Source organism: Steroidobacter sp., assembly GCF_016790065.1.
Classification (GTDB): Bacteria; Pseudomonadota; Gammaproteobacteria; order Steroidobacterales; family Steroidobacteraceae; genus Steroidobacter.
The window spans coordinates 1-10,811 of the sequence record NZ_JAEUPY010000723.1 but is presented as its reverse complement, the minus strand read 5'-3'; the positions used below and the strand labels follow the sequence as shown (position 1 = coordinate 10,811).

8 protein-coding genes are annotated in these 10,811 nt (G+C 61.4%); 3 read left to right on the top strand and 5 right to left on the bottom strand.

Translation table 11 applies throughout. The features are described from left to right. The first annotated feature begins 122 nt into the window (after positions 1-122). A complete protein-coding gene (locus JNL55_RS29475) occupies positions 123-1,364 on the top strand; it encodes a TetR/AcrR family transcriptional regulator (protein ID WP_293863062.1) in 1,242 nt (413 codons plus the stop codon). Positions 1,365-1,457: 93 nt separating this feature from the next. Here the strand turns inward: JNL55_RS29475 and JNL55_RS29470 are convergent, their stop codons facing one another. Both JNL55_RS29470 and ilvB read right to left on the bottom strand, forming a co-directional pair. Beyond that, complete coding sequence (locus tag JNL55_RS29470) at positions 1,458-4,379, bottom strand: TonB-dependent receptor domain-containing protein (RefSeq protein WP_293863061.1); 2,922 nt, start codon at positions 4,377-4,379, stop codon at positions 1,458-1,460. A gap of 564 nt (positions 4,380-4,943) precedes the next feature. Then, positions 4,944-6,737 carry a biosynthetic-type acetolactate synthase large subunit gene (ilvB, locus tag JNL55_RS29465; protein ID WP_415923186.1) on the bottom strand — a complete coding sequence of 598 codons (1,794 nt, stop codon included), beginning with the start codon at positions 6,735-6,737 and terminating at the stop codon, positions 4,944-4,946. Positions 6,738-7,086: 349 nt separating this feature from the next. Between ilvB and ilvN the strand changes: the two genes are divergently transcribed. Continuing rightward, a complete protein-coding gene (gene ilvN / locus JNL55_RS29460; RefSeq protein WP_293863057.1) occupies positions 7,087-7,593 on the top strand; it encodes an acetolactate synthase small subunit in 507 nt (168 codons plus the stop codon). Between the two features lie 147 nt (positions 7,594-7,740). After that, on the top strand, positions 7,741-8,349 hold the full coding sequence (locus JNL55_RS29455; RefSeq protein ID WP_293863055.1) for a glutathione S-transferase family protein: 609 nt from the start codon (positions 7,741-7,743) through the stop codon (positions 8,347-8,349). Between the two features lie 2 nt (positions 8,350-8,351). Here JNL55_RS29455 and JNL55_RS29450 read toward each other — a convergent pair whose 3' ends face one another. The 3 genes from JNL55_RS29450 to JNL55_RS29440 all read right to left on the bottom strand — a co-directional run. Continuing rightward, positions 8,352-9,320: a quinone oxidoreductase family protein gene (locus JNL55_RS29450; protein ID WP_293863053.1), complete on the bottom strand. Its 969-nt coding sequence runs from the start codon at positions 9,318-9,320 to the stop codon at positions 8,352-8,354. Between the two features lie 115 nt (positions 9,321-9,435). Continuing rightward, positions 9,436-9,774, bottom strand: a complete 339-nt coding sequence (locus tag JNL55_RS29445) for a P-II family nitrogen regulator (protein WP_116807733.1) — start codon at positions 9,772-9,774, stop codon at positions 9,436-9,438. 299 nt (positions 9,775-10,073) lie between these two features. Continuing rightward, the coding region (locus tag JNL55_RS29440; RefSeq protein ID WP_293863050.1) for an ABC transporter permease at positions 10,074-10,811 on the bottom strand (738 nt) is incomplete at its 5' end.

The window sequence follows — 10,811 nt, the reverse complement described above, 5'->3', positions numbered from 1 at the left end:
CGGGCGTCGTCCCGTTGGGGGGGGGGGGCGGGTGGGGCGCTGCTGGTCTTTTCTAAATCTTCTACCGGGGCCGGCTGCGGGGGCGTGACGCGCACCCCGCCCCACCCTCGAGAGCAGCCCGGATGTCTGGTTCGGACAAGGCCGGCAAATCCGCCGGCGACACCAAGTACGCGCGCAAGCAACAGGCTATCGTCGCTGCCGCCAGCGAGATTTTGAATCGCGACGGCGTCAAAGGCATGACCTTGGCCAACGTCGCCAGCCGCGTCGGCCTGATCACCACCAGCGTTACTTATTACTTCCGCAAGAAAGAAGATCTGGCGGTTGCCTGCTTTCTCGATGCCATCGCTAGGGTCGATGCCGTGGTCGATGCTGCGCTCCAGGAAACGGACGCACGGGTTCGCGTACAGCGATTGTTACAATTGTGGCTGGAGCTGCGGCGCCGAGTGCTGGCCGGCGAAGAGCCACCGATTGCCTTGTTCGGCGACATGCGCACGTTGCAAAAACCACAGCGCACCGTGGTCAGCGATGCTTACCGCCGTTTTTTCGCCAAGCTGTGCGCGCTGTTCGAAGCGCCCGACTGCGATTGGATGACGCCGACACAACGAGCCGCACGTGCTCACATCCTCAGCGAGCAAGTGTTTTGGGCTGTCATCTGGCTGCGCCGTTACGATACCGACGACTTCGAGCGGGCCCACGCACGCATGTGTGACATTTTGTTACACGGGTTCGCCGGACCCGGCCGCGCCTGGCAGCCGGTGCAGGTTTCGCTGGACGAGATGTTGCCGCCGGCCACTCAGACCACGGCCGCCCAGGAAACCTTCCTGATCGCCGCCACCCGCCTCATCAATGAGCGCGGCTATCGCGGCGCCTCGGTGGAAAAAATCTCCGAGCGCTTGAATGTCACCAAGGGCTCGTTCTATTACCACCACGATGCCAAGGACGATTTGGTGGTGGCGTGCTTCAAGCGCAGCTTCGACACCATGCGACTGATTCAACGCACCGTGCTCGCCCAGAGCAACGATCAGTGGCAACAGTTGATGACACTCGCCGCCGCGCTGATCGGTTATCAAATGTCGGATCGCGGCCCGCTGTTGCGCACCTCGGCACTGGTGGCGCTGCCGATTTCCATGCGCCAGGAAATGATCGAAGCCTATGGTCGCGTGTCGAATCGTTTCGCCGGCGTGATTGTGGACGGCATTACCGCTGGCTCGATTCGCGCAGTCGATCCGATGATCGGCGCGCAAATGCTGTCAGCAACATTGAATGCGTCGGCCGAATACCGTTGGTGGGTGCCGGGCGCCACCGGCGAGCAGACGCACGAGTTATATGAGAAGCCCATGCTCATGGGCCTGTTCGCCGAATAAATTCGTTACAAAAATAAAGGCGGGGCTGGTTAAAGCCCCGCCTCCACCGGCCACCGATCCGTGGCGCCGGTTGCTCCAGCGTTGACGCGTCCGTTAGAACTTCTTGTTCAGCAGCAGCTTGAAGTAGCGGCCGTACGGATTGGCGATGAACGGGTCGTAGCTCAGATCCAGACGCACGAACGGCGGATCCTCGTCGGTGAGGTTGATCACCGAGGCGGTGAGCGTGGTCTGCGCCGGCAACGACAGGCGATACACCAAGTCGTACGTCAGGAACGAGCCGATCTCCACACCCCGCGTGGTCGCGGTGGCGAGGCCAGCACGCACGTCGGTGACGCCATCGATGTAACGAGCCGTCAGGCGCACGCCCTGAGCCGCCAGCCAGTTGGTCGAATAGTCGACGAAGGCTGCGCCGCGAATCTCAGGCAGCGTGCCGGCACCGATGCCCGACGCACCGCGAGTGCCGACGAAGTCGTTGGCCGCTTGGATCTGGATGCCTTCCACGATCGCCGCATCACGCTCGTACTCCAGCGTGTAAGTCGCATCCACGCCGACCAGCAGGTCGCCGCCGATCACGTCGTCGAACAAGTACGACACCCCGGCATCGATACCGGAGATTCGCTGGTCCGGACCGTTGATGGTGTTGGTACGAACGCGCAGCAGATTGCCGATGCTGCAAACGTTGTTCTGGAAGGTGAAGCGAGTCTGCAGCCGATCGAACGCCGCGTTGTCGCACTGGTTGGGCGGATTCGGCACCGCCGCGGTCGGCGCGGTGGTACCGAAGAACGCCGCCACGATTTCGGTGCCGCTCTCGTTTTCCAGCGCGTCCTCGAAGTCGTAGCTCCAGTAGTCCAGCGTGGCATTGAAGCCGCCCGCCTTGAAGATCATGCCGACGTTGAAGGTCAACGCTTCTTCGGGCTTCAGATTGCTGCTGCCGAAGATGTCGTAGGTCTTGTAACCGCCGGCCGCTGGCGTGAAGGCCAGGTTGGTGGTCGGCGAGTTGACCAGCTGAGTCTGCAGCGGGCCGCGGAAGGTGCTACCCACCGAGCCGCGCAACGTAAACCAATCGAGCGCTTGCCAACGCAACGAGAACTTCGGATTGGTGGTCGAGCCCACACTGCCGCCGTATGTTTCATAGCGCAACGCGACCTGAGCCGACAGACTCTCCAGCACCGGGATGTTCAGTTCACCGAACACCGCTTTGACGTCGCGGGTCAGGTCCTGCGGAGTCGCGGGCCCGAAGAATGAGAACACGCCGGATTGAATGGTGCAGGTCGTGTTACCGGTGGAGAGTGTGTTGACGCAAGGATTCTTGGTAACGTCAGTGAGATCGTTCGGATCGCGTTCGAAAGTCTCTTCGCGATACTGCAAGCCGGCCGCCCAACCGATGTCGCCGGCTTCGAAGCCCAGCGACATCTGACCATTCAACACGGTGTCGACCACGAAGCTGGTGGTCTCGTCTTCGAAACCGTTGCTCTGATACAGCCACGCCGCCAGCTCTCGCGTGTTGACCGCGTTCGGATTGAACGTCAGGTTGTTCTGCGCACCGGTGATGACGTTGGCCTGAATCGCGCTCGAGAACGGGTTCAGCCACAAGCAGCCATTGGCGCCCGGAGTGTTGGTCGCGCAGTTCGGTCCGCCCAGACCATTCAACGCCGCCTGCAAGCGCGTCACGATGATGTCCTGCGTATTGATCTGGCGCGTGTTGGTCGCGTACGTGAGGCCGACGTCCCAATTGAAGAACTTGGTTTCGCCGCTCAGGCTGGTGGACAGGCGCGCGCCGTCGAACAGACGCTCGTCTTCCTTCGCGCCGCCAGTCAGCGGATTGCCGCCGACACCGAACGGACGCCATTGCAAGCCACTCACGGCCAGTGCCGGAGCCGCCGCGATCGCAGCCTGCTGCGCCGTGGTCAGCAGCGGCAGGAGGGAGGCGAGGCCCGGATTGTTCTTGGAAATCGAGAACGTCGGCGCGCTCGGAATGCCGTTGGTCAACGTCGCGCCCTGAGTCGGAGCGTAAGCCGGCGACGAATGTTCTGCCGGCACGTCGTGCACGGCGTACATCGCTTCCACATGGAAATCGATGCTCTCGCCGAACAGCATGTTGAATTCGGCGTAGGCGTTGTAGTGCTCTTCCTCTTCGATCAGATTGTCGAACGGCGTGAACTGAAACGTACAACTGGCGACGCCGGTGGGCGTGTTACCCAGCGCGGCACACGCCGGATCGCGGAACGCATTGGTGCCCGCAGCAACAGTGCCGCCGGGGATGATGAACGTGCCGGGATTACCGAAGGAGGAGAAGCCGCCCTGCGGATTCTGCGTGATGCTGGGCACCGCGAAATCACGATCAGTAGCGCTCAGCTCGGAACGGCGACGATATCCGCCGGCGAGCAACAGATCCCAACCCTCACCCTTGGTGCCGAAAGAAATATTGGCGTTGTAGTCACCATCGGAGCCGTCGATGTAGCTGTACGCCCCTTCGACCGACATGCCTTCGAAGCCGCGCTTGGTGATGAAGTTCACCACGCCGGCGACAGCGTCGGAGCCGTAGGTCGCAGCCGCGCCGTCCTTCAGCACTTCGATACGCCCGAGAGCCGCCATCGGCAGCAGGTTCAGGTCATAACCGATCGGCGCCGGTGACGGCACCAGACGGCGACCATTCATCAGCACCAGAGTGCGCGCGCCGCCGAGGCCGCGCAGGTTGGCGTTGGACGCGCCGACGGTGTTGGCCGCAGTGAACTGGTTGGCCTCACCCACTACGCCCTGCATCGACGGGATGGATTTGACCAACTCGACCATGCTGGGCGAGCCCTGCTTGGCCAGATCCTCGGCTCGCAGCACATCGATGGGCAGCGCTGCATCCTCAGCGGCACCTTCGATGTACGAACCGGTGACGACGATCACTTCGATTTCTTCGATGAACGTCGTTTGTTGCGGCTCCGCCGCGGATGCCACACCTGCAGTCGCCAGAGCGGCGCTGAGCAGAACGGTGTGGACACTAGAACGCAAATACGAACTCATGAATCCTCCTGACATAGTCCGGGCAAACCGGTATCCGCCCGGCACTCTCCGGTAGATAAATTCGTCGCCAGTTGCCAATACGTTTCAGTGATGCGCGACGTCCGCGGCGCTTTCAACGCCGCATCCGTCGGCATTTTTTACGGTGTTGGAAACTGCGGTATTCACTTACCGTCGTCAAGCGTTTTCCAAGCTCAAAGCCTGAGTTGTTGTGTTTGTAATACAACATTCAGCTGAAAGTGTGAAATACGTCAAGTTTTGAGCCTGATATGCTTTTAAGTCGCGGCTCAGCTACAACACTGTAGCGTCGATGCTCAGGCGTTCAGGCAGGGATAACTACGTAGCTTCATTCAGGTAAGAAGCTTTTTAGAATATTTGGTATTAATTTTCGGCAAGAAGGACCGGTGGCCGAGACGGGGCCGGAACGGAACTGGGTCAAAAACGCCACAGAGGGGCACAGCGCCGCTGGTGGCTGGCAGCCGGCCACGGGCGCTGAGCACGGTCAGCAGACCGTGCTTTCGAAAACACCAGATGGGGCACCACCGGGCGAGCGCCCGGCAGCACCGGCTAGAACATTTCGGACGCGTCCGGCGGTCGGATTTCCGACGGCGAATTACGGGACACGATGTATTGGCCGGTAATCATTTCGTTATAGGCCTGGCCCGGACCGACCATGGGATAGACGCCGGCATCCGGATCGATCATGACTTCCAGGAACGCCGGGCCTTTGAACTCGATGAACTCGCGCACCACGCGCTGAATGTCTTCCTTGCGATCCAGGCGCACCGCGTACTGGAAACCATCGGCCTGCGCGGCCTTGATGAAATCTTTCTTGTGCAGCGACTTGTCACTGGCCGACAGCCGGCCTTTGAAGAACAGCTTCTGCCATTGCTTCACCATGCCGTCGCCGCAGTTGTTCAACACCACGATCTTCACCGGTAAGTCATAGGTGGTGACGGTCTCGAGCTCGCCCAGATTCATTCGAATGCTGGCGTCGCCGTCGACGTCGATCACCAACTTGTCGGGATTGGCGAGCTGCGCACCGATGGCTGCAGGCAAACCGAAACCCATGGTGCCCATGCTGCCGGAGGTGAGCCACAAACGCGGCTGACGGAAGTCGAAGTACTGCGCAGCCCACATCTGATGCTGGCCGACGCCGGTGGCGATGATGGCCTCGCCCTTGGTCAGCCGGTTGATTTCTTCGATGACGTGATACGGCTGAATCAGCGTGCTGTCGCGATCGTAGTTCATCGCATGCGTGCTACGCAGCTGATCGCAATGTGCGACCCACTCCGACCAGTCACGCTTGAAACTGCCGCGACGGCCGTATGCCAGCAGCGTTCGCAACGCTTCGGGCAGCGTGCCGACGTGATGCCAATGCACCGGCTTGACCTTGTTCACTTCGGACGCGTCGATGTCGATCTGCGCGATGCGCTTGGCATTGGGCGCGAACTTCGGCGGATTGCCGGCGACGCGATCGTCGAAGCGCGCACCGAGCGTGATCAGGAAATCGCAATCGTCGACGGCGTAATTGGCGAACGCAGCGCCATGCATGCCGAGCATGCGCATCGCCAAGGGGTGCGTCGTATCGAATGCGCCGAGACCCATCAACGTGGTCACCACCGGAATGTTGAATTCCAGGGCCAGCTCGCGCAGTGCCGGCGAAGCACCGGACTGAATCGCGCCACCGCCGGCGTAAATCAACGGCCGCTTGGCTTCGCCCAGCATGCTGAAGAACTCGGCGCACTGTGCGTCGGACAACGTGCTGCGCAGGAGCCGGTTCATGCGATGCCGATAGCCCGGCACCGGCAAACGGCCCGTGCCCTGGAAGGCCCCGCGCCAGTTCTGCACGTCCTTGGGAATGTCGATGACGACCGGACCAGGCCGGCCGGTGCGCGCGATTTCGAACGCGGTCCGCACGGTGGCTTCCAGTTTCGCGGCGTCAGTCACCAGGAAAATATGTTTAGCGACCGAGCCCATGATGCTGGCCACCGGCGCTTCCTGAAAGGCGTCGCTGCCGATGGCGCTGGTCGGCACCTGGCCGCAGATCACCACGATGGGCACCGAGTCCGCCATACAGTCCCGCACCGGCGTAACCGTATTGGTCGCGCCCGGGCCCGAGGTCACGACGCACACGCCGACCTTGCCGGTGGCCCGTGCATAGCCCGCCGCCATGAAGCCAGCGCCCTGCTCGTTGGCCGGCACGACCAGCGGCATGGGCTTGGCACCGTCTTTCACGCCATCGCGGTTGTGGACGAAGATCGCGTCGTATGTCGGCAGAATCGCGCCGCCGCTGTAGCCGAATACCGTCTCCACGCCCTCGTCGGCGAGCACCTGGACAATGATCTCGGCGCCTGACATCTGCTTGCCCGCGAGCGGATGGCTGGCGGCGGAGAGCGCGGCAGGACTGTGTTTCACGACTGTTTCCGGAAAAAAATGCGCCCGGCGAGCTGCAGTTGGCCGGGTTTATGCGACGCCGGCAGCGTACAGGAAGGGGCGTTGAGCGTCTATTTGACACCCTCGGCGGCGCCCGAACCGACCGCAGGCCAAACCAGGGGCCTCCAGGGGGTTGGGGGATGGGCTGCGCAGGTCGCTGGTGTATGCTCTCCGGCCTTTTCGCCAGCCACCGGCCTTCGCGACCGCGATGACTACCATAGTGACGCCTCAATCCGGGGCCTGGACCACACCTGCCACTTCGAAGGGTTCCGCGATGAGTTCCCGTAAGCGCCACATCGTTTCCATCCTGTTACAGAACGAGGTCGGTGCGTTGACGCGCGTCGCCAGTTTGTTCTCCACGCGCGGCTACAACATCGAATCGTTGAACGTCGCGCCCACCGAAGATCCGACGGTCTCGCGCTTGACGCTGGTCACCACCGGCAGCGAAGCGGTCGTTCAGCAAATCGTCAACCAGTCGCTCAAGCTCATCGACGTGGTCAACGTCGACGACGTGACGCGCGATCAGCACGTGGAACGTGAATTGTTGTTACTGAAGTTGCGCGTGCCGCGCTCGCAACTCGGTGCGATCAACTCCGCCGTGCAAAGGGCGGGCGGAAAAGTCTTGTCGGATGACGCGGAAAGCTATACCGTCGAACTGACCGATAGCGAAGCGCAGATCAACAGGTTCATTGCCGAAGCGGGGAATCTCGGCGAAGTCCTGGAAGTCGTGCGCAGCGGTGCACTGGCAATGTTGCGGGGAGCGACCACGCTCCGCGCCTAAGAAGCCAGGCCGCACGTTAACGGCAGCCAACGAGGCTGACAAAAAGTTCTCTGCAAACATCCGGGGCAGGATGTTTCAGGGCACACGTTCGATTAAGCGTCGAACGCGTTCCTGATTCTTATGCCTGTGCGATGTTTGGGAGAGATGATGTACCGCCTGTATGACTACCTGCCTTCCGGCAACGGCTACAAAGTGCGCTTGGTGCTCAAGCAACTGGCCTTGCCCTACGAGCTGATCGAGCTCGATATCAAGGTGGGCGCGTCGCGCACTCCCGAATTCCTGGCGAAAAATCCCAACGGCCGCATTCCGCTGCTGGAAATTCCGGGCCGCGGCTTCCTGGCCGAAAGCCACGCCATCATTGCGTTCCTGGCGGAAGGCTCGGCGCTGATTCCCGAGGACGGCTATCAGCGCGCCCGCATGTGGCAATGGCTGTGCTTCGAGCAGTACAACCTCGAACCCAACATCGGCACGGTGCGCTTCTGGCTCAAAATGCTGGGCAAGACGCGGGTCGAGCTGGGCGAGAAATTGATCGAAAAGAAAAAGAGCGGCTACGCGGCGTTGGACGTGCTCGAAGACGGACTGCGAGAGCGCAACTATCTGGTCGCCGACCAATTCACGCTCGCCGACATCGCCTTGTACGCGTACACGCACGTGTCCCACGAAGGCGGCTTCGATCTCGCGCCCTATCCCAACATTCGTAGCTGGTGCGACCGCGTGTCGTCGCAGCCGCGTTGGGCACCGATCTCTTCGACCTGAGATTAAGGCAACAAAACAGTCGAGCCCGTCGTGCGGCGGGCTTCGAGATCGGCATGCGCGCGGGCAGCTTCCTTTAGCGGATACGTCTGGCCGATTTGCACCTTGATCACACCGCGGCCCATCAAATCGAACAATTCTTGCGCCGCTCGTGTGAGCGCCGGCCGAGTCGAAGTGAAATGAAACATCGTCGGCCGCGTGAGATACAGCGAACCGCGCTTGGACAATTCGAGCGGTGAGATGGCAGGTGGCGCGCCCGAAGCGTTGCCATAGCTCACCATCAAACCGCGCTGTCGAATGGAGTCGAGCGAACGCATGAAGGTGTCTTTGCCGACCGAGTCATACGCCACCGCGACGCCTCGGCCGCCGGTGATCGCTTTGGCTTGAGCAACCCAATCGTCATCGCTTAGTAGTACATGCTGAGCGCCGAGCTCGCGCACTACGTCGGCCTTCGCGGCTGAACCGACCACGGCGATCACAACCGCACCGAGATGACGAGCCCATTGCACGAGGATCGTGCCGACGCCGCCGGCGGCTGCATGCACGAGCAATGCGTCGCCCTTCTTCACTCGATACACCTGACGCAGCAGCATCTGCGCGGTGAGGCCTTTGAGCATCGCCGCGGCTGCAGTTCGATCGTCAACGGTGTCCGGAATCTTGACCAGGTCGTCGGCGCTCATGACGCGCGCTTCGGAATAGCTGCCGGAGCCTTGCGCGTAGGCGACACGGTCACCCACCTTCACATGCTTCACGCCGGGCCCGACCGCTTCGATGACGCCGGACGCTTCCTTGCCCAGCAGCGAGGGCAACGGCCTTTGGTAAAGCCCGTTGCGTTCATAGACATCGATGAAGTTCACGCCGACCGCGCCATGGCGCAGCCGTACTTCGCCACGCCCGGGTTCGCCGAGCTCGATGGACTCCCAACGCAACACGTCGGGGCCGCCTGTTTCATGAAAACGAATGACGCCGGTCATGGCGGCATTGTAGTCCAACGGACGCCGGCCACTGTCAGTCGACAGTCAGCACTGCCATGACGGCAAGGAAAGATTGCAGGCGGCGGCGTACGCCGCCTGTCATCGCAACTGACGGTTAAAGCGCTTGATCGTCCGCTTCGCCGGTACGGATACGCAGCACTCGCTCCAGATCGGTGATGAAGATTTTGCCGTCGCCAACCTTGCCGGTCTTGGCGGCATTGATGATGGCTTCGGTGACCTGATCGACCAGCGAGTCCTTCACGGCCACTTCGATCCGGGTCTTGGGCACGAAATCCACCACATACTCGGCGCCCCGATACAGCTCGGTGTGGCCGCGTTGCCGGCCGAAACCCTTGACCTCGGTGACTGTCATGCCCGACACGCCGATTTCCGACAACGCGGCACGAACGTCGTCGAGCTTGAACGGCTTGATGATTGCGCTGATGAGTTTCATTCCCCGTGGCTCCTGTCTCGATGGCGCTAGCCCGGTCTCGTCGTCATTGCTGTGCGAGGCCGGAAAAATTGGGATTGTGATTTCCGCCGGGCGTGCGTGGCGTGGCCAGACTACCTTGCACTACCGCGGCGAAGCTTTGCAATGCACGTTCTATGCCGCTAACCGCGACCCAGGGTGACCGCAAGGCTGCAGCTTACCAGCAGCCTGACGGTAAAAAACCGATCCTTGGCGCACCAGTTTGGCGCGCAACCCCTATCGGCCGCGCGCGTTTGGTGCGCCCGAGCGCCGGAGACATTCGCTCAATCCAGACTCTTATGAAAGCGCAGGGTCACGACCAGCAACGACAGGGTCGTGAAGCCGATCAGCTTGTAGATGGGCAGCAGCAGGTCACCCAGCTCGGCGCCTCGCAACACGATGCCGCGGACCAGTTCGATGAAATGAGTCAGCGGCAAGACCTGGGCGATCCATTGCGCCAGCGGCGGCATGCCTTCGAACGGAAACACGAAGCCGGACAGCAGGATCGAGGGCAACAGCACGAAGAACGACATCTGAAATGCCTGCATCTGGGTCTGTGCCAAGGTCGAGGCCAGCAAGCCCAAGGTCAGCGTGGCGGCAATGAACAACAACGCCGCCAGGTACAACGAGCCCAAGTTGCCGTTGATGGGCACATTGAACAGCACCGAGCCGAGCGCCAGGATCAGCGTGGTCTGGATCAAGCCGATGAATACATAAGGCAGCAGCTTACCGATCATCAGCTCGAACGAGCTGGCCGGAGTGGTAATCAACAGTTCCAGATTGCCCCGCTCGCGTTCGCGCACGATGGCGACGGCAGTGAACATCATCATGGTCATGCTCAGGATCACGCCGATCAACGCCGGCACGATCTGCACCGCCGTGCGCTTTTCCGGGTTGTACTCGGTGCGCACTTCAAACAAGGGTTGTGCCGTCGAATAAATTCCAGCGCGCGAAGGCATGGGCATCGCAGTGAACGTGCGCGCAATGTTTTCGACAGTGGGTTCGCTACCGTCGACCAGCAA

Coding starts and splice junctions, on each gene's coding strand:
- JNL55_RS29470 (WP_293863061.1), bottom strand. CDS start 4,379: ATGAGTTCGTATTTGCGTTCTAGTGTCCACACCGTTCTGCTCAGCGCC.
- JNL55_RS29475 (WP_293863062.1), top strand. CDS start 123: ATGTCTGGTTCGGACAAGGCCGGCAAATCCGCCGGCGACACCAAGTAC.
- JNL55_RS29445 (WP_116807733.1), bottom strand. CDS start 9,774: ATGAAACTCATCAGCGCAATCATCAAGCCGTTCAAGCTCGACGACGTT.
- JNL55_RS29455 (WP_293863055.1), top strand. CDS start 7,741: ATGTACCGCCTGTATGACTACCTGCCTTCCGGCAACGGCTACAAAGTG.
- JNL55_RS29450 (WP_293863053.1), bottom strand. CDS start 9,320: ATGACCGGCGTCATTCGTTTTCATGAAACAGGCGGCCCCGACGTGTTG.
- ilvN (WP_293863057.1), top strand. CDS start 7,087: ATGAGTTCCCGTAAGCGCCACATCGTTTCCATCCTGTTACAGAACGAG.
- ilvB (WP_415923186.1), bottom strand. CDS start 6,737: ATGTCAGGCGCCGAGATCATTGTCCAGGTGCTCGCCGACGAGGGCGTG.